This window comes from Spirochaetia bacterium 38H-sp, assembly GCA_039023545.1.
GTDB lineage: Bacteria > Spirochaetota > Spirochaetia > Winmispirales > Winmispiraceae > Rarispira > Rarispira pelagica.
Map to the genome: position 1 here is coordinate 25,575 of JBCHKQ010000004.1, position 19,148 is coordinate 44,722.

24 protein-coding genes are annotated in these 19,148 nt (G+C 39.5%); 18 read left to right on the forward strand and 6 right to left on the reverse strand.

All coding sequences use genetic code 11. The features are described 5' to 3' along the window. Nucleotides 1-132: 132 nt before the first annotated feature. Nucleotides 133-801 (reverse strand): hypothetical protein, encoded by a 669-nt coding sequence (locus WKV44_08310; protein MEM5948546.1) that lies wholly within the window; start codon nt 799-801, stop codon nt 133-135. Between the two features lie 49 nt (nt 802-850). Between WKV44_08310 and WKV44_08315 the strand changes: the two genes are divergently transcribed. From WKV44_08315 to tsaB, 18 genes are all read left to right on the forward strand, one after another. Continuing rightward, entirely contained in the window at nt 851-2,014 is a 1,164-nt protein-coding gene (locus tag WKV44_08315) for a homoserine O-acetyltransferase (protein ID MEM5948547.1), read from the forward strand. Next, a complete protein-coding gene (gene metW / locus WKV44_08320; protein MEM5948548.1) occupies nt 2,011-2,631 on the forward strand; it encodes a methionine biosynthesis protein MetW in 621 nt (206 codons plus the stop codon). The genes WKV44_08315 and metW overlap by 4 nt, the downstream gene beginning before the upstream one ends. Before the next feature lie 92 nt (nt 2,632-2,723). Continuing rightward, nucleotides 2,724-3,242 (forward strand): translation initiation factor IF-3, encoded by a 519-nt coding sequence (gene infC / locus WKV44_08325; GenBank protein ID MEM5948549.1) that lies wholly within the window; start codon nt 2,724-2,726, stop codon nt 3,240-3,242. Between the two features lie 9 nt (nt 3,243-3,251). Continuing rightward, on the forward strand, nt 3,252-3,449 hold the full coding sequence (rpmI, locus tag WKV44_08330; GenBank protein MEM5948550.1) for a 50S ribosomal protein L35: 198 nt from the start codon (nt 3,252-3,254) through the stop codon (nt 3,447-3,449). 21 nt (nt 3,450-3,470) lie between these two features. After that, nucleotides 3,471-3,830, forward strand: coding sequence for a 50S ribosomal protein L20 (gene rplT / locus WKV44_08335; protein MEM5948551.1), 360 nt, complete (start codon nt 3,471-3,473; stop codon nt 3,828-3,830). Next, entirely contained in the window at nt 3,831-4,307 is a 477-nt protein-coding gene (locus WKV44_08340; protein MEM5948552.1) for a cell division protein ZapB, read from the forward strand. A gap of 14 nt (nt 4,308-4,321) precedes the next feature. Continuing rightward, nucleotides 4,322-4,615: a cell division protein ZapA gene (locus WKV44_08345; protein ID MEM5948553.1), complete on the forward strand. Its 294-nt coding sequence runs from the start codon at nt 4,322-4,324 to the stop codon at nt 4,613-4,615. Between the two features lie 59 nt (nt 4,616-4,674). Beyond that, nucleotides 4,675-5,520, forward strand: a complete 846-nt coding sequence (locus WKV44_08350) for a PilZ domain-containing protein (GenBank protein ID MEM5948554.1) — start codon at nt 4,675-4,677, stop codon at nt 5,518-5,520. Between the two features lie 23 nt (nt 5,521-5,543). Continuing rightward, nucleotides 5,544-6,662, forward strand: coding sequence for a tetratricopeptide repeat protein (locus WKV44_08355; GenBank protein ID MEM5948555.1), 1,119 nt, complete (start codon nt 5,544-5,546; stop codon nt 6,660-6,662). A gap of 174 nt (nt 6,663-6,836) precedes the next feature. Next, nucleotides 6,837-7,694, forward strand: a complete 858-nt coding sequence (locus WKV44_08360; protein ID MEM5948556.1) for a flagellin — start codon at nt 6,837-6,839, stop codon at nt 7,692-7,694. Between the two features lie 165 nt (nt 7,695-7,859). Further along, complete coding sequence (locus WKV44_08365; protein MEM5948557.1) at nt 7,860-8,708, forward strand: flagellin; 849 nt, start codon at nt 7,860-7,862, stop codon at nt 8,706-8,708. Nucleotides 8,709-8,764: 56 nt separating this feature from the next. Further along, complete coding sequence (locus WKV44_08370; protein ID MEM5948558.1) at nt 8,765-9,097, forward strand: flagellar protein FlaG; 333 nt, start codon at nt 8,765-8,767, stop codon at nt 9,095-9,097. 30 nt (nt 9,098-9,127) lie between these two features. Continuing rightward, nucleotides 9,128-11,146, forward strand: coding sequence for a flagellar filament capping protein FliD (gene fliD / locus WKV44_08375; protein MEM5948559.1), 2,019 nt, complete (start codon nt 9,128-9,130; stop codon nt 11,144-11,146). After that, nucleotides 11,146-12,033, forward strand: a complete 888-nt coding sequence (locus WKV44_08380; GenBank protein MEM5948560.1) for a hypothetical protein — start codon at nt 11,146-11,148, stop codon at nt 12,031-12,033. Before fliD ends, WKV44_08380 begins: the two co-directional genes overlap by 1 nt. Before the next feature lie 17 nt (nt 12,034-12,050). Beyond that, nucleotides 12,051-13,139, forward strand: a complete 1,089-nt coding sequence (locus tag WKV44_08385) for a PilZ domain-containing protein (GenBank protein ID MEM5948561.1) — start codon at nt 12,051-12,053, stop codon at nt 13,137-13,139. Between the two features lie 42 nt (nt 13,140-13,181). Beyond that, nucleotides 13,182-13,448 (forward strand): hypothetical protein, encoded by a 267-nt coding sequence (locus tag WKV44_08390; GenBank protein MEM5948562.1) that lies wholly within the window; start codon nt 13,182-13,184, stop codon nt 13,446-13,448. 8 nt (nt 13,449-13,456) lie between these two features. Further along, the gene (gene tsaE / locus WKV44_08395) at nt 13,457-13,885 is read left to right on the forward strand and encodes a tRNA (adenosine(37)-N6)-threonylcarbamoyltransferase complex ATPase subunit type 1 TsaE (protein ID MEM5948563.1); all 429 of its coding nucleotides are present in this window, start codon (nt 13,457-13,459) and stop codon (nt 13,883-13,885) included. Then, nucleotides 13,866-14,546, forward strand: a complete 681-nt coding sequence (gene tsaB / locus WKV44_08400; protein MEM5948564.1) for a tRNA (adenosine(37)-N6)-threonylcarbamoyltransferase complex dimerization subunit type 1 TsaB — start codon at nt 13,866-13,868, stop codon at nt 14,544-14,546. Before tsaE ends, tsaB begins: the two co-directional genes overlap by 20 nt. A gap of 92 nt (nt 14,547-14,638) precedes the next feature. Here the strand turns inward: tsaB and csrA are convergent, their stop codons facing one another. Genes csrA through WKV44_08425 form a run of 5 tightly spaced genes read right to left on the reverse strand, consistent with a single transcriptional unit; the run spans nt 14,639 to nt 18,978 of the window. Further along, nucleotides 14,639-14,881: a carbon storage regulator CsrA gene (csrA, locus tag WKV44_08405; protein ID MEM5948565.1), complete on the reverse strand. Its 243-nt coding sequence runs from the start codon at nt 14,879-14,881 to the stop codon at nt 14,639-14,641. Continuing rightward, nucleotides 14,881-15,333, reverse strand: a complete 453-nt coding sequence (locus WKV44_08410) for a flagellar assembly protein FliW (GenBank protein MEM5948566.1) — start codon at nt 15,331-15,333, stop codon at nt 14,881-14,883. The genes csrA and WKV44_08410 overlap by 1 nt, the downstream gene beginning before the upstream one ends. A gap of 1 nt (nt 15,334) precedes the next feature. Beyond that, nucleotides 15,335-16,585 carry a flagellar hook-associated protein 3 gene (locus tag WKV44_08415; protein ID MEM5948567.1) on the reverse strand — a complete coding sequence of 417 codons (1,251 nt, stop codon included), beginning with the start codon at nt 16,583-16,585 and terminating at the stop codon, nt 15,335-15,337. Nucleotides 16,586-16,602: 17 nt separating this feature from the next. Continuing rightward, nucleotides 16,603-18,477, reverse strand: coding sequence for a flagellar hook-associated protein FlgK (gene flgK, locus WKV44_08420; GenBank protein MEM5948568.1), 1,875 nt, complete (start codon nt 18,475-18,477; stop codon nt 16,603-16,605). Between the two features lie 9 nt (nt 18,478-18,486). Next, nucleotides 18,487-18,978, reverse strand: coding sequence for a hypothetical protein (locus WKV44_08425; GenBank protein ID MEM5948569.1), 492 nt, complete (start codon nt 18,976-18,978; stop codon nt 18,487-18,489). Between the last annotated feature and the right edge of the window lie 170 nt (nt 18,979-19,148).

The window sequence follows — 19,148 nt, forward strand, 5'->3', positions numbered from 1 at the left end:
GACAAATTCCTGGCATAAGTAAAAAAAACATCCAGTTTTGTTTTTCTTTTTGCCGGAGGCAGGAGGGACAGCGCTATTAATGCTTTGGCTTTATTAGTCGCTGTCCCGACGTTCGGTATAAAATAAAAATTTTTATTCTCTCTTATGGTTTTTATAGAGGATTCTGTTTATAAGGTCAGGTCCTTTTATTGTCAGCAATATAGATAGGATCGCCCATACAGGCATATAGATGAATGTCTCTATATGATAGTTGCTAAGAGCAAGATAACTTATTATTGAAGATAAGATTATATATCCAGCAAGCATGGATAAAAAGGCAAGTCGCCTGTGTTTTATATTTTTTATCAAAAAGTCACAATCATATGCCAGACGGGGAATAAAAAACAGGCTTACGCTGAGAACCACGGGGTGCACAAAGAGGTAATAGGCACCAAGCCAGCGTATGTTGAGCAGTAACTCTATGAGAGAAAATGCCCAGAGATAACCTGCGGAAAACCAAAGGGATTGGAGGTATCTCACCTTGCCTATGCCCCATTTTTTGCTGAGAAAAAGGAGATATAAGGCAAGAATGGTAAGTGGAAAACCAAGAGAGACTAGACCCTCTCTTATATACAGGCCCATTCCGTAATAGGATGCGGATAACAGGTCTTTTACAAACATGTATATGAGTATTGCCGGGATGGCGAGTATTATGCCGCGTAGGAATCTAAACAATCCCTCTTTACTCTCTATTATTACACCGGCTATACTTAACAAAATAAATAATAAAATGGGAACGGCTCCAATAGCAAATAATACCATGGGTCAATTACAACACATTTTACTTCAAGGTGCAAGCGGAGAAAATAAAATGGCTAGAGAAAAAAGAAGATACGATGACAATAAAGGAATAGGTCTTGTAAGTCCTGAGGATTTTACCTTTGGGAATAACGGTGACGGACTCATTTTGCAGAGCGGGAAGGTTCTTGCACCGGTCAATATACGATACGAGACATACGGAGAGTTAAATAAAGATAAAAGCAATGCAATCCTAATTTTGCATGCTTTCTCAGGAGATGCACATGTGGCCGGTTTTCATAATCCAGATGACAGCTCTCCGGGATGGTGGGACAGCATGGTGGGTCCTGGAAAGGCTTTTGATACCAATAAGTATTTTATCATTTGCTCCAATGTGATAGGTGGGTGCCAAGGGTCAACAGGCCCATCTTCTCTCAATCCAGAGACAGGAAAACCCTATGCCATGGATTTTCCTGTTATAACCATAGATGATATGGTTAATGCTCAGGTAAGGCTGATAGATTACCTGGGAATCGACCGTCTTCTTGCAGTTGCAGGGGGTTCAATGGGAGGAATGCAGGCACTGGAGTGGGCAACAGCTCACAGTGAGAGAGTACAGTCCGCTCTTGTGCTTGCATCTACCTCAAGGCTCACAGCACAAGGCATAGCTTTTGATGCAGTGGGAAGAAATGCCATAATGTCCGATCCCAACTGGAACAATGGAAACTATTATGGCAGAGCTGTTCCTTCAAGAGGGTTGGCTATTGCAAGAATGATAGGGCATATAACATATCTTTCGGACGAATCAATGCACAAGAAGTTTGGCAGAAGATTACAAAATAAAGAAAACTACGAATATGATTTTAACGACCAATTTAGCGTGGAAAGCTACCTAGAATACCAAGGAGACAAGTTTGTAGAAAGATTTGATGCAAATACATACATATATCTTACCAAAGCAATGGATTATTTTGACCTGAGCGAAAAATACGGGAGTCTGACTTATGCATTTAAAAAAACAAACGCTAGGTTTCTTGTCGTATCTTTTAGCACGGACTGGCTGTATCCTCCTTATCAGTCCAAGGAGATTGTCTTTGCGCTTATGAAAAATTCCAAGGACGTTACTTATGTCAATATCAATTGTCCTTACGGGCATGATTCTTTCTTACTTGAGACAGAGAGGCAGACTCCACTTATAGCTTCTTTTCTGGAAAGTGTATACAGGAGTATAAGATGAGCACGGATAAAAATCTCAACGGATATAAATCATCACCTCATATTTTTAAAGAGATTGTTGACCTCATAGACGAAGGCTCAAGAGTACTGGATCTTGGCTGCGGTTCTGGAGAATTGCTGTCAATGCTTAAGGAAAAAAAGAAAGTATATGCAACAGGTGTGGATATAGAAGAGAAAATGGTTCTCAACTGCATTCAAAGGGGATTAAGCGTTTTTCAAGGCGACTTGGACGAGGGATTAAAAGATTATGAAACAGGAAGTTACGATTATGTAATTCTCAGCCATACTCTGCAGGTAGTAAAAAGGCCCAAAGAGCTTCTTATAGAAATGCTCAGAGTGGGTAAAAAAGCAATAGTAAATTTCCCCAATTTTGGTTATATGGGAATAAGACTGCAACTCCTTTTTAAAGGCAGAATGCCTGTTACCAAGGGGCTACCCTATTCGTGGTATGACACGCCCAATATTCATCTGTGTACACGTAAGGATTTTATAGAACTCAGCAAAGAAATACATGCAAAAATATTGAAAGAAATCGCATTTAATAACAAACACAGGATAAGAGGGCCACTATTAAACGCAAGAAGTGCGGAAGTATGCTATCTTATAACAAAACAATAAAAAAACTTAACACTGCTGTTCTACGCATGGTTTGACTATTTTCTACAGAGGTGTTATAGTTCTTTTTAACTTATGTATTTTTAGGAGGATGATTGGCTACAAAAGAACTGAGGACCAACGAACAAATCAGGTCCAAGCAGGTAAGACTTATAGATCAAAACGGAGAACAATTAGGGGTAGTAGATATTGATAGAGCCCTTACTATGGCACAAGAAGCAGGACTGGATCTTGTTGAGGTTGCACCTGATGCAAAACCGCCTGTATGCAAGCTTATAAACTATGGCAGATATAAGTTTGAACAGGAAAAAAAGCAGAAGGAAGCCAAAAAAAAGCAAAAGCAGACTAAGCTCAAAGAAATAAGGATGCAGCCCAAGATTGATACCCATGACCTTCAGTTTAAAACCAAGCATGTAAAAGAATTTCTTGATGCAGGTAATAAGGTAAAGGTTACCGTGAGGTTCAGGGGTAGAGAGCTTGCTCATACAGAAATTGGCAGAAATGTCCTTGAGAAGATAATAGAACTTCTCGGGGATGGATATACAGTGGAACGAGCTCCAAGCATGGAAGGACGGTTTATGTCCATGGTGCTCTCCCCAAAATCAAAAAAATGAGAGGTTGCTATGCCCAAGATAAAAACAAGAAAAAGCGTTGCCAAGAGATTTAAGGTTACAGGTTCCGGTAAGGTAAAATACAAAAAGCAGAACCTGAGACACATCTTGACAAAAAAGAACAAAAAAAGAAAAAGACACCTAAGAAAAGCAGGTGTTCTTCCCAAGATGGAAGAGCGAAGGGTACATTCTCTTCTACCTTATGCTTAACATAATTTCAAGGAGTAAAAGATGCCTAGAGCAGTAGACGGTACAAGAAGAAAAGATAGAAGAAAAAAGATTCTGGACCATGCAAAAGGATTCTGGGGCAGACGAAAGTCTAACTTTAGAGCTGCCAAAGATTCTGTTTCAAAGGCTCTAATGTATGCCTATAGAGATCGCAGGGCAAAAAAGAGGGAGTTTAGAAAATTGTGGATTGCAAGGATATCTGCTGCATGCCGTGCAGAGGGTATTTCCTACTCCAGATTTATAAACGGCCTCAATAAGGCAAACATTACGATAAACAGAAAAGTTCTATCCAATATGGCAATAGAAGATCCTGCTGCTTTTAAGCAGCTTGTAGAAAAGGCAAAATCAAGTCTGGAGGCTTAGATGTTGACAGTGGAGCAGATCCGTCAGCTTGAAGAAAAAGTTAGGAAGATGGTCGAGTTTATAGGCAAGCTCAAGTCGGAAAATGCATCTCTAAAAGAAAGGCTTTCTAACAGTATAGAGAGAATAGAAAATCTTGAAGAGCTGTTAAAAAAATATAAAGAAAGTCAGCAAGAAATAGAAGAAGGCATTTTATCGACTCTCGATCATCTTAACCAAATAGAAGATGAAATTATATCTTCAAAAGAAGATTCAAGCGGTTCTGCTCCTCTGCATGATGCATCCGGAGAATCCACTATAGAAGCAGTAAGTAATTTTGCAGAAGAAAAGGAACAGCATACAGATACACCCAAAGGTGAAGATACCGCTAAAGAACCCGATAACAACGATCTCTTTGTGGATGAAAATAATTCCGAATCAGAAGAAAAAAATGGAGATATTCCAGCCCCCCCTCCTTCGTCTCAGTTGGACATCTTCTGACATCGGAAAACAAGATGGAACGTTCCATAGATGTAAATATACTGGGAACATCTTTTAAAATAAAAACAGATGAAAATCCTGAGTACGTAAAGAGTGTATTGGAGCTCTATAAAAACAAGGTAGAACATATCAAGACTACACTGGATATAGATGAACCCATAAAAATAGCTATACTTAGCGGCATAATGCTTGCAGATGAGCTTATGCAAAAAGACACGGAATACAGCAAAAAGCTTAGGAAAAATACAGAAGAAATAGAACAGATAGCAGAAAAACTAATAAAAGAAATCGACCAGGCTCTTTCGTAAAATGCAGATAAGAAAACTTGACAAAGACAATATAAAGTTCCATAGTAGAAATATAACTTATGGCAATAGTAACCAGTCAACAAATAATAAGATATTATAACCAGTTTAAACAAATCGAAGTAACTTTTAATAAAAATATAACTTCTGCAATAGGATTTCTACCCAGAGAAAGCTATCTTAAATGTGGTGATGATCATTGGCCATGTATCGTATATTCTATATCAATGACTGGTGCAAAGGTCATAGTAAATAACAAGATAAAATTTTCCGAGAAACTTAAGGCAACAAATAATCTCGTAAATCTTCGTTTAAGTTTTGAACAAAAAGAAAACTCACAGCCCATAACATTCTTTGTTTCCAGCAAGGTGGTGGGCTCAACTCCGTATGGCCAAGAAAATCCGACAGTAAGTTTTCTTACCCTAGAATATACACACAGGCCTCCTGATACACTTATAGAGACACTCGGCACCCTATTGGAAGCAAGCATAACTGCACACAAAAGAAAAGAACAGAGAATAGTGATTAATGAAAAAATATTACATTATTTAAAGCTAAAAGAAAACAATACACTTATATACATACAAAAGGTTCCCAGAAAGTGCATATTACGGGATCTTTCTTTCTCTGGTGCAAAAGTTATACTCATGGGAGTTGCAAAGTTTCTGTTAAACAAGCAGGTAGAAATAAAAATAGAATTTGAAGATCCTTTGGAACAATTTGTTATTCCTGGTCAAATAGTACGTTATGAACCTGTAGAAGGCAGAAAGGATATAGGGGCTTTTGCCATACATTTTGATGAAAAAGCTATTCCATTGGGATATAAAATGAGGTTAAATGAGTTTTTAAAGTCTTCTATTGCAAAGAACATAGAAACTGCTGGTCCAGATGCAGGAGAAAAAAACTAATCTATAGAATTAAGGTAGAAAAAATGATATCAAGAAATGATCCCCTTGAAAACGTATTTTTTATAAATTTACCAGAAGACCTTGATTACACCATAGGAAACTTCAGGATAGAAGCGGATATCCCTATACCGGTAGAAGCGGCTCCTGGAGAAAATACCATAAAACAGGAAAACCTTTCATGGGAAATGCTTGTATCCGGAATGTTAAAAATAATGGCATATCAACCAGGACATAAACATGCAGATTATTACAGGAAATTTATTTTTGCAGTAAAACCGGATATAGTAGGAGAACTTTCTGAGACAGGGGTTTTTAAGGCAAAACAAAAAGAATTTGATCTTGCAGAAGAAATTTTTCTTGCCCTTACAGGACTAGAACCAGATAATCCAGCACACTTGTTAAATCTGGCAGTATTGTACGAGGAAAGAGCAAAAGTAAATAAAAAGCTGGATAATATTGAAGCTGCAGAAGAATACACAAAGAATGCCTTCTATATGTACAAGAGAATATTTTCTCTCGACAAAGATATACCCAAAGAAGCTTATCTCAATGCCGGTTTTTTCTACTCAGAAAACAACAATTATAGCGAAGCGCTGGAACACTTTAAGCAATATTTAAAACATCAGGATGTAAAACCAGAAATGAAGGAAAAGATAGAAAATCTGGTAAAGCACATAGAAAGAAGCAATTTGGCAGATACTCTATTTGATAAAGCCTACCAAGAGATAATAAACAACAATGAGGAAAAAGGCATACAGCTCATAAAGCAGTTTATCAGAGATAATCCTGACGTTTGGAATGCATGGTTTTTATTAGGCTGGGGATACAGAAGGATAAAGAAATTTGCAGAAGCTGCAGAAGCTTTTGAAAAAGCTAATTTATTAAACCCCAACCACACAGAAACACTAAATGAACTTGCAATATGTTACACAGAGACAAACAGGCTCTCAGAAGCAAAAGATATGCTTTATAGAGCTTTAAAAGACGATAGTGAAAATGTAAAAATAATATCAAATCTTGGGATAATAGCTCTAAAAGAAGGAAATAAAGAAGAAGCCATCAATATGTTTAAAGTTGTGCTGGAGTTTTCTCCGGACGATCCCATTGCAAAGGAATATATAAAAATCCTGGAAAAAAAATAAATTTATTTCAAGTTCTATAAAAATTATACCATCCTTGGACGATATAAAAACAGAGCGTCCTGTGAAGGAAGGAAGATGGACGTTCTCCTTAATCGTAATGTCGGCAAGACTACTTGTGGACATTAGAAAAAAAATGGGCAAGGAAGCCCAAAAACATCATTCATGGAGGATGGTATGATTATCAATCACAACCTAAGTGCAATGTTTGCACAGAGGCAAAACGGCGTAGTGGCCGGAAGCTTGGACAAAAACATCGAGAAACTTTCTTCCGGTCTCAGAATCAACAGAGCCGGCGACGATGCATCCGGGCTTGCAGTATCTGAAAAGATGCGTTCTCAGATAAGAGGACTTAAGCAGGCATCTAAGAACGCTCAGAACGGCATCTCTTTTATTCAGGTAACAGAGGGATATCTGCAGAATACACAGGATATTCTTCAGAGGATAAGAGAGTTAGCAGTTCAGTCTTCTAACGGTATCTACTCGGAAGAAGACAGAATGCAGATACAGGTTGAGGTATCTCAGCTTGTAGATGAGATAGATAGGATAGCTTCTCATGCACAGTTTAACGGTATGAACCTTCTTACAGGCCGTTTTGCCAGAGAAGAAGGTGAGAATGTTATCACAGCAAGCATGTGGTTCCACATCGGCGCTAACATGGATCAGAGAGAGCGTGTATACATAGGCACAATGACAGCAGCAGCGCTTAGTGTTAAGAATGCCGACAACTCCCCTATTTCTCTTGCAAGTCCTGAGGATGCAAACCGTGCAATCGGCGTTGTTGATCTCGCGCTCAAAAAAGTAAGCAAGCAGCGTGCGGATCTGGGTGCATACCAAAATCGTCTTGAGTATGCTACAAAAGGATTGGATATAGGTGCAGAGAATCTGCAGGCAGCAGAGTCAAGAATAAGAGACCTTGATATGGCAGCCGAAATGGTAGAGTATACCAAAAATCAAATTCTCATGCAGTCCAGTAATGCAATGCTTGCTCAGGCTAACACAAAAACACAATCGGTGTTGCAACTTCTCGGATAATGCAGTAAAATATAAATACCTATTGTTCTTTGACAATTACCCTCCAGGGGATTTTGAGGACATTCCGGCATAGCCGGATGTCCTCTTAAACATATTAAAAGAAAAACAGGCTGTAAGCCTGTAAAAAGGCAAGGATGCCTTTTTATATTTTTCAGGGAGGGTCGTATGATCATAAACCACAACATGAGCGCCCTGTATGCCAACAGGACACTCGCAGAACGCGACGTCTCAATGACAAAAAACATTGAGAAACTTTCTTCCGGTCTTAGAATTAACAGAGCCGGAGATGATGCATCAGGTCTTGCTGTATCTGAGAAGCTAAGAAGTCAGATAAGAGGACTTAATCAGGCATCAAGGAATATCCAGAATGCAGTATCCTTTATCCAGACCACAGAGGGATATCTGCAAGAGTCACAGGATATTCTGCACCGTCTTAGAGAGCTTGCAGTACAGTCAGCAAACGGAATCTACACGGATGAAGACCGCCTTCAGATACAGGTTGAGGTATCTCAGCTTGTTGATGAGATCAACAGAATTGCATCTCATGCTCAATTCAACGGTATGAATCTTCTGACAGGCGGATTTGCACAAAATGGTCCAAGAACTCTCAACATACAAGTGGGAGCCAATATGGACCAACAAGAAAGGATTTATATAGGTACAATGACAGCAGATGCTCTTCTCGGAGGTCAGAACGCTGGAGAAGGCGCTCTTGTATCTATAGCTTCCCCTGAGGATGCAAACCGTGCTATAGGTCAGGTAGATACTGCTCTTAAAGTAATATCTAAGCAGAGAGCAGATCTCGGTGCATATCAAAACAGGTTTGAGATGGCATGGAAAGGCGTTTCCGTAGCTGCCGAAAACCTTCAGGCTGCAGAGTCAAGAATAAGAGATGTTGATATGGCATCTGAGATGGTTGACTATGTAAAGAACCAGATACTGACCCAGTCCAACACAGCTATGCTGGCACAAGCTAATATGAAGACTCAGTCAGTATTGCAATTACTTGGTTAATATCCCCTGGAAAGGTACGGGAGGGAGATTAAATCTCCCTCCTTTTGGAGGATATTATGGCAGACATGAAAATTCCTCCGGGAGTACCTGTAACTACACCAGATAATGCAGAAAAAGTGCGGCAACGGGAAAGCTTACCTCCCGTGGAAAGACAGAATAAAAAAGAAATCTCATTAGATAGACAAAATAACTCCGGAGTTAAGATAAAGACTCCTATTCTTTCCAGAAGGCTTAAATATAGTATAGATAGAGAGCTAAATCAGGTTATAGTAAAGGTGATTGATGCAGAAACCGAAAAGATAATAAAGGAGCTTCCCCCGGAAGCATTGCAAAGACTTCATAGGAGAATAAGAGAAGCCGTTGCATTACTTGTAGATGAGGAAGCCTGATGAGCTCAAGGAAAGAAGGGGTCTCCCCGTATGTCGGACATCTCAATACCCGGAGTAAGCAGTAAATATAAGACAGATGAACTCATAAGTAAACTTGTAGAAGCAGAAAAGATACCTCTCACGAGACTTGAAGATACAAAAAAAACTTATGAATCTCAAAAAGAAGCATGGAGAGAGCTTAGTGTTCTAACATCTAAGGTAAGAGAATCCGCTAAAACTCTTTATAGCTTTGAGAATCCCTTTCAGGAAAAAAAAGCTACCAGCTCCGATGAGTCTATTCTTACAGCTACAGCAACAAGAGAAGCAGAAAAGGGATCTTATTCTATAAAGGTCAAGAAGATAGCAACTGCAGATAGATTTCTTTCAGACAGTATAGATAAAGATAGCGAGATCCCAAAAGGAAACTATGTATTCAAAGTGGGAGAAGAGGAAATAAAGTTTTCTTTCTCGGGAGGAAAGATAAAAGACTTTGTTGACAGGATAAACTCCAGAGGTAAAGATCTTGTAAGAGCTTCTCTTATACAACAGACACCAGATAGTCTTGTTCTGCTGATAGAATCAAAAAAAACAGGAAAAAGTAACAAGCTTCTTTTTGATGGCGATGCAAAAAAGCTTGCAGTAGACCTTGGTATAATAAAACCAGTGCCTAATAATTCATATAACTTCGATGCAAAAGCCGACAATATCCAAGCATGGGAATCAAAACTGTCAGATACAGCATATCAAATAGCAGAGAACAGTCTTATAATAAATCCTCAAACAGAATTAAAACTTCCTATAAATCCTTCTATAAATATAACAGACTCAATGGTCATGGAATTGACAATAAATATAGAAGAGATACCGGAAGATAACAACACACCCAGTCCTCCTCCTGGACCTGATTTACCAGAGACAGAAGGAGTTACGCTTGATGATGTAACTGTTGAGGGTGCTCCGGCTGATATACCTCTTCCTTCATGGACACCTCCCCCACCACCTCCAAGGGTAGACGATAATCAAATCTTTTTTTTGCTCAGAAATAACAAGGCAACTCCTCTTCCCGCAATTACAAAGGGTCCGTTTCCCAAGAAAATAACCATTTCCCTTTCAGAATACATGAGCAGCATAGATGGTATAGGAATAAGGAATAAAAACACACATAAAAAGATAGAAGTATCAGATATAAGGATTTATGATCCTGCAGTAAGAGGAGATTATGTTGCAAAGAATCCAATAAGTTCTGCAGACGATGCAGAAATAATCTTAGATGGGATAAGAATGATAAGGGAAAGCAACACAATAGATGATGCTATACCAGGGACAACTCTTGATTTGATCGATGCAAGCGACAAAACCGTAAAACTTAAGATAGAGCCTGATAAAGAAGCAATAAAAGATGCTATTATATCCTTTGTTGGAAGTTATAACAGGCTTATGGCAGATTTAAATATTCTTACCCAGGATAATGAAGATATTATTGCAGAACTGACTTATTTTTCTGATGATGAGAAAGATAAAGCAAAAGAAAATCTCGGTATGTTTAGAGGAGATTCCACACTTACTCAGCTAAAAAGCAAGTTACAGGATATAATGATTAATCCTTATCCCACAAGAGACAACACCCTTAAGCTTCTTGTTCAACTGGGGATATCCAGCAATGCATCAAAACCAGGCACAGGAGGATATGACAGAACAAAGCTCAGAGGGTATCTGGAAATTAACGAAGAAAAACTGGACCAAGCATTAACAGGAGATATACTTGCAATTAAAGATATGTTTGGCAATGATACTGATGGAGATCTCGTGGTTGACAATGGCATAGCCTTTAAAACAGAGGAGCTTTTAAAGGCTCATGCTTCTACAGGAGGTATATACGATATAAGAATAAAAACATTGGATACGCGCATTGCAAGAACCGAAAAAGATATAGAAGATTATAAAGAACACCTTGAAGATTATGAAGCTAGCTTAAAAAGGAAATACGGGATGATGGAAGGTGCACTGGGAGCTTTGGAAAAGAACTCTAAGGCAATTGATAACTTTTCCAATTCCCTTAATAACAAATAATGGAGAAGATGATGCAAATACTTATCAATGACGAAAAAATAGCTTTTTCCCTAGAAAATGAAAAAAACTTAGGGGATATTATAGGTGCCTTGGAAAATTGGCTGGAAAAATCAAAGCTATATATCTCAGAAGTGCTTATCAATGATGATATGGAAATATCTCTGGCTTTCCCTGATGATTGGAAAAATATGGCTATAGAAGAAGTGAATAAAATAGACATAAAAGCCATAACTTTTAGCGAGCTTCAACTTAATACCATATCTTCTCTGGAAGATTATTTTGAGATAATGAATGAGGTTGTAAAGAGAAGAGATATACACCAGCTCGTAGAGCTTGCCGATGATTTTATGTCCTTGGGAGAAGAACTTGTATTGCTCATTCCTGATATTTTTGACAAAGATGACAATATATTAAAAAGGATATTTCTGGAAATAGATATTGCCCACGCAAGTGAAATAAAACAAAATGATTGGGAAAGAATCGAGCATACTATAAATAATATTCTTATAGTAGTTAGAGATAGAAAATTGGAAATAATGTCACCTGTAACAGCTGCAAAAGCTACAGCAGAAGCTATTAACAATATGTTGGAAGATATAAACAATATTTCAGCTCTTCTTCAGACAGGTAAGACGCAGGAAGCAGGTGGAATTCTGCTTGTATTTACCGAATATTTTCAGAAATTGAGCAGAGTTCTTCCTGCTCTTTTTAATGATAATAGAGAAAAGCTCAAAGAAATGCCAACTCTGGTAGGAGATATCAACTCCCTTTTGGAAGAAGTTATAACAGCTTATACAGCAGAAGATTATGTTACCGTGGGTGATGTTTTTGAATACGAAATTGTTCCCAGATTTGAGCAGCTTATAGAATATATAGACCAACTCTAGGTCTTTCCGGAGGGTTTATGCCTTTTTTACCGCTTTTGCGATACGAGTTTGAATTTTTCTCTGAGCCTGATCCTACTGTAAATAGAATTACTCTGATAATTCTTGCTGCGATAATTTTGCTCGTTATCGTTCTGGCACAGCTTAATAGCAGAAAAACAGCAAAAGGGGCAAAGACAGGATATAGCAAATGGCGCTTTAGCAGAAGTGCAAGAAAATTGGGATTTAGCAGTTTTTATATAAAGATTCTTGATAGACTTATAAAAAAATATAATATTCCTAATCCAGATAATCTTCTTCTTAATAATCCTATTCTGGACTCCATCCTGAAGAGGGAAATAACTGAAATAGAAAACGAATCAATACCTGAGACAGAAAAAGATCTGAGGAAACATCATCTCTTTCTTATAAAACAGGTCATAGAGGCTAACAGGCCGCGCCTGGCAAGGACCACTTCTTCCAAATATATAAAGCAGGGTGAAAGCGTAAAAATTCTTATTCCTTCTCAAAATAAGGTATATTCTACAGATGTGCTTGAAAATTCTTCTCAGTATTTAATTTTGCGGGCACCGAGAAATGAGAAAGGGAATATTGTCTATATTCCTCCTGGTACAAGGATAAATATCAGTTTTACAAAATATGAGAATAATCTCTTTTCCGGTAATACTGTTGTACGCGATTTTAAAAAGGATGGACAGTCCAAGATATATGTCGCTCACATAGAAAAGATGCAACAGGTTTTACAGAGAAGACATAAAAGGGCTGAGATTTATGCGCCTTGTTATTACTACCCTGTTTCTATAGTCTCTACGACTTCCAGAAAAAGACAGGCGGTAGTAGATGCTAACAAAAGATTTTCCGGTACCATTATAAATATTTCCGCAGGGGGATGTGGTATAAAAACATTAAATCCTCTAAAAGTGGGGATGCTAGTAAAAATAAATTTTAAAACCGATACGGGTGACAATGTAACGGCTTATGGTAAAATCAGAAGCATAACATTTCAGAAGGGACAGGGAAATGTTATGCATATAATGTTTACAAGCATGACAAAACATCATCTAAATGAAATAAGAGAAATTATATATGACATGCGTCCCCTGAGCTGAGGACCTTGACTAATTTTATAGTTTTAAATTAGATTGTTTTTCATGAAGCTTATAAAAATAGATAGTATAGAAAAAAAAGATCATCCTTTAGATTATAAAAGATATTATAATGCAAAAGCTGTTTTTGAATCTGTAATGGATAGTGTGGAAGAAATTCCTATTCAGATAATGATTGAACATACGCCTTTGGGTCCGACAAAGGTTGATATAGAGCTAAAAACTCATCCCAAGGCTGGCCCTATTCTTATGGCAACAAAACAAATCAAAGAAAAAGTTATGCAGATGGATAAAGAAGGAGTATTTGACTGATACGTTTTCTGTCGTCTTCTCCGGAAGAGTCCATAACAATAGCAAGGAATATTGCAAAATATATTACTCCTCCTCGTGTGATAGCATATAGAGGTGGACTAGGGGCAGGAAAAACTACTTTTACTAGAGGTTTGCTAAGTGGTTGGGGAGCATCGGATATTATACAGAGTCCCACTTTTACTATTATCAAGGAATATTTTGTGGGGTTTCCTGTTTATCATATCGATGCATACAGGTTGTCGTCTGCAGAAGAGCTTGAGTTTATTGGTATAGAGGATATTTTCTACGGAGATGGTATTGCTATTATAGAATGGTCAGAGAAGGTAGAAGATATTTTGCCAGACGACAGGATTGATATTTTTTTTAATATTCCAGATGATTTTAAGCGTGAGATTATTATAGAAGGGCTTGTTATTGATGAAAATCTTGGCGATTGATACTACTACGTCTTTGCTTTCTGTCGCAGCAGGTGACAGAAATAGTTTTTCTATAAGCGAATTATACGGAGGTCTTAGGCATGCGGAGAATTTGCCTTCTGTAGTAGAAAAGGTTTGTTCTAATATGGGGTTGGTTCTACAGGATTTTTCTCTTCTTGGGGTTTGTCTTGGCCCAGGGTCTTTTACTGGTTTGAGAATTGGTCTTGCTTTTATCAAGGGGCTTAGTGCTTCTCTTTCTGTTCCTTTTATAGGGATAAATTCTCTGGATGTATATGCTAGTGCTTGTTCATATATAGATTTGCCTGTTCTTTCTGTCGTTGATGCAAGAAAAAAGCGTTTTTATGCTGCTTTGTACATGTCAGGAGAAAGGATTTCTGATTATCTGGATGCTGATCGAGATGTTCTTTGTTCTCTTATAGAACCTTATAAGCGAGTTTTTCTTACCGGACCGGATGCAGGTATTCTTAAGTATAGGTGGTTTGAAGGTGATGACAGGTTTATACTCTTATCTTCTGTTGTGATGGGTCCAGGGGTTTCTCTTATAAATATGACAGAAAGTGTTTATAAGTCGCATGGTGCTGCTCCTGCCAATACAGAGCCTTTTTACCTGCGGTTGAGTGAGGCGGAGATAGGTATCACGCGGTCCAAAACTATATCTTAGTTTTTACTTTACTATTATAGATGATTGTTCTATCGTTTTTTATGCCGTAGGCAGCACGCGACGCGACAGCGTCAGCGTGCGTTCGGTTTATTTTATTTTTTTGTTTTTTGGGGTTGCTCAAATATTGTATAGATGTTCTCAAGATCAAGGTTGCTGACTGCAGCTGTTTTGTTTTCTTCTTGTATGGCTTTATAAACTTCTTCTCTGTATATTTTAATGTTTTCTGGAGCTTCTATGCCAAGTTTTATGTTGTCGCCTTTTACTTCTACTACTGTGATGGTTATGTTGTCATCTAGGATGATGCTTTCGCCTTTTTTTCTGCTGAGTATTAGCATTATGCGCCTCGTGCTGCTGCCATTTCTTCCAGTATTTTGTGTTTGGTTCTCCATCGCTCATCGGTACTGATTATTTGTCTGGCTTCCTGTGTTCTTTTGTTAATCAGGATGGGGCCCTGCAGGTTAGCTGTCATTTGCTTGTGATCCGCAGGGACAGTCACGATTGCCAGGGTAATCAGTTCTTGCGGATCTTGTATTCCCAGGGCTTCTAGGTCAGTTCTGGATGGTGCCGGCTGATAATCAGGACGGAAAAGGCAGGGGTCTATCAGGAGGAATGCAATCTGGCTGTCTTCCAGTGATTGCAGCAGATAGAAGGGAGGACGGCTGTAGTCTAGAAGGGCATATTCTGTCAGGTTGTCAAAGCCAAGTATAGGTGCAGTAAAGCGTAGTATTTGTCTCTCGTCTATTTCTATTGTACCGTTTGTTTTTGTTTCTATTCTTCTTGTTGCCATGTTACCTCAAAAAATCCAACAGTGTCGGGGGTAGTATTCTTGCAGCTGTAGACAATGCTGCTTTGTGTGTTGTTTCCAATTGTTTAAGTTCTATCATTGCCTTGGAAATGTCAAGGTCTACTTGCTTGGAGTACATTTCTGTTATGTCGGGTATTTTTTTCTGATTGGCAGCATAGGCTATCTCCAATCTGGAGCCTTTTGCTCCTATGTCGCTTACCACGCCTATCATTGAGCCTAGAGCGTTATCTATGGAGGCAAGGCCTTTACCTCCAAGTGCTTCTGTATTGCCTTCCATCATCATGTCTCTAACTCTTATGACGCTGTCAAAGAGATTCCCACCACCTTTTATTGCTGACGCTGCTATATTATCAGGAGGTCTTTGGAAATCGGGAGAAGTTATTACGCCAAGGTCCTGCAATACAGTAGATCCTTGCTCGTCCTCAAGCCACATTTGATGCGGGGTTGTGGTGTTGAGTATTAGAGAATTATTGACAGGATCTATGCTTGCTTTTACTGCTGCATCAGAGTTGTTTATTTTATGAACTATAGAATATATTGTATCTCCTTGAGTAACTTCTATCCGGGTCCCGTCTATATAGAATGCTCCGTCTTGGGTTACTCTGTAATCCATTGCATCGGTTGTAGAGTATATATGCTGGTTTTCACCGGCAAAGACCTTACTGCCTACAAAGCCTGTAGCTATGAGTTCGCCGTCTGCTATTTCTGTCTGTCGTTCTGTTATGTCCCCTATGTACTGTACTTGGGTAGTAACAAGTCCGTCTGCACCCGGAACATTACCTTGTATTATTCTAAATGGTTCTCCATCCGTTCTTGCTCCGCCAAACATAAAACTGCCATCTGGACCTCTAGTATTTGCTATCTGAGTGAGCTCCTGCAAAAGCTGGTCAACTTCTTTGCCCATTGCCTGTAGGTCTTCCTTTGTGTATGTTCCGTGTGCAGCCTGCACAGTTAGTTCTCTTATTCTATGGAGTATGTCCACACCAGCTCTGAGGTTATCTTCTGCTACCTTGTAGTAATCCTGGGAGTATTCTATGTTCTTTGCATATTTTTCAAGCCTTTTTACAAGAGAATCATATCTTGCCGCATGTGCAGCACCTGTAGGGTCATCCCTGAGGTTTTGGATTCTTTTTTGGGTTGCCATCTTATTCTGTGTATTATAAAGGCTGAGTTCTCTCTGCTGCAGATGATATATCATATCATCATTGGGCATATTGGTGCTTATCCTTTGCATCCTTTTCCTCCGTTATATTATACTCCCATTCTGTTAATGAGAACATCAAGCATAGTATTAAATGTACTTATAAATCTTGCACTGGCAGAATATCCGTGTTGAAACTTAATCATCTGTGCGAGCTCTTCGTCCAGATTTACTCCTGATATGCTCTCTCGCATATCCTTCAGGTCCTTCATCATAAGCTGCTGTGTTTGGTCCGCAATCTCAGCCTGTCTGCCTTTGGCTCCTATATCCGCTATACTGGCTGCAAAATAGTCATCAAAGGTCATAAGGCTGCCTATCATAACAGGCTTTGTTCTAAGCTGAGCAATTGCCAATGCAGCTCTTCCATCTCCAGGCTCCACACTTTTGCCGTTTTCTGCAAAACCTGCGGCTATGCTAAAGGGGTCGTTTTCTATCTCCGGATTAATCTCTATCCAGCCGGAAGGATGTGAAAATGGAGCTACCCCATAATCCGCTCCGCCTGCAAGCTGCACAATAGCATCTGCCTGTGCCCAGTCATATGCACCTGCCGGCCCGGGCTGAGCAAGAGCTCCCGCATATCCTGCAAGAAACTGCCCTGAGTCTTCTACATGGCGTATTACAAAATCAGGATAATTTATATCCGAAGCTGGAGTAGCTTTTAACATCAATCTTCCTTGCCTGTCAAAAGAAGCGCTAACTTCTGCACCAGAAGTATTTATTCTGTTTACAATATCCTGTACGGTATCCGTAGGGTTGTATGCTACTTGTACATTTCCCTCTGGACCGGAGAGCGTGATTACTCCTTCTATTCCTACCTGTGCTTGCGGATCCAGCTTATTGGTTCCGTTGATTCTAAAAATATAGGTAGAATCAAACTCTCCATCTCCGTTTCTATCATAATTACCGGTTGCATTAAGAACTGCAGGATGTTCTACAAAGAAATCGACTCCGGTATTCCCGTTGAGTCCGCTTGCTGACCTGTGTATCTCATTGACAAGCTGTACCATATTGACGGTCATGGTATCAAGCTTCTGAAGTTCCTGCCTGACATCTCCGTCACGCAAATCTAGAAGAGCAGCCAGCTTTCCTCCATCTATTCTAACCTCCTCCGTACTGCCTTCCCAAAGCACGGCACTGAAGCCATCATTTTCTGCTCTGGCCTCCAGCTGAAACTCATGAAACTTTCTTCCCTGCACGAGGTGACGTCCACCTATATGTACGCTAAACTCATCTGGATCTCTTTTGTCAACAGTAATATTTACAAGTGTAGAAAGCTTCTCCACGAGTAAATCTCTTCTGTCAAGGAGGTCGTTGGGATTATCTCCCATTGCCTTTACCTTGACAATCTGCTCATTTAGCTGGGCAATCTGACGCGCATAATCGTTAACCAGTCCTACTGTATCCTGTACATCCTCTTCCAGCATCTTACGTGTGGAAGAAAGAGCATCATAACGCTGATGTATGGCATCAAGGAGAGCCTTACTATCCTGTATAAGAGCATTTCTTGGGGCTATCTCCCCCGGATTGATAGAAAGCTCCTGCCAGCTTTCCCAAAAACGGTCCATAAGACTGCGTACAGACACATCAGCTGGCTCATTATAGATTTTCTCCATCATTAAGAGATAATTGTTTCTGGTCTCCCAGTATCCCCCGGCATTTGCCTGAGCAACAATTCTACCCTCCAGTATCTCATCCCTCACCCGACTTATGGACTTGATATCCACCCCCTGCCCTATCTGCCCTGGAGTCTCTTCACGGTTGAGTCCAGGAATATAAAGGGGGTCTGTCGGAGCAAACTCTACCCTCTGTCTGGAATATCCCTCAACGGATGCATTGCTCATATTATGACCTACTGTTGCAAGTCCCTGCGTATGAGCAATAACACCTCTCTTACCTATCTCTATAGCCGTGAAAGTGGATTGCATCTTCTCCTCCTACATCGTTCTATTAACAACAATTGCATTGGCACGCTTTTTTCTCTTGCCATCCTTCTGATATCCTCCATCCATCTCCTGAGGAAAAAGTTCTCTCAAGCAAGCCTCAAGGGTTGCAGAAGCAGTCTGAGCATAAGATTCTATCAGCTTACCATAACTCTGAACCTTAAAAGTAAGCGTCTTAAGCTCAAGAAACAGAGCAGAGAACTCCCGTGCAGTATCACCGTCAATAGAAGCAATAAAATCCGAGAAGCTGCAATCATGCTCCAGACCTTCCTCTTTGAGAATATCATGGTACACCTTATCCCGCTCCTCCTCGAGAATCCCAATCACCTCCGCCTTTTTACCAAGCACGGACAGACCCATCTCAAGCCTGCTCCAATCCTTACCCACCAGAGCCTCACGGACATCCTGCTGGATTTCCTCAGCTTCCTTAAGCTGCCTGATAAGGTCCTTCATTACCCTCATAAGTATATGCATAAGATCAACCATAACCTACTCCGCAAAAGTTTTTCTCTTATATCATCGGCTGCCACAAGAAGATAATTACCTGTTTTATAAAAAGCATAAAATCAATTTTTTTATACCGAACGGCAGAACCGCATCCATGTGGTAAAAAATAGAAGATGCGGTTCTGCCTGCTTCTAGCAGTAGTAATAAAA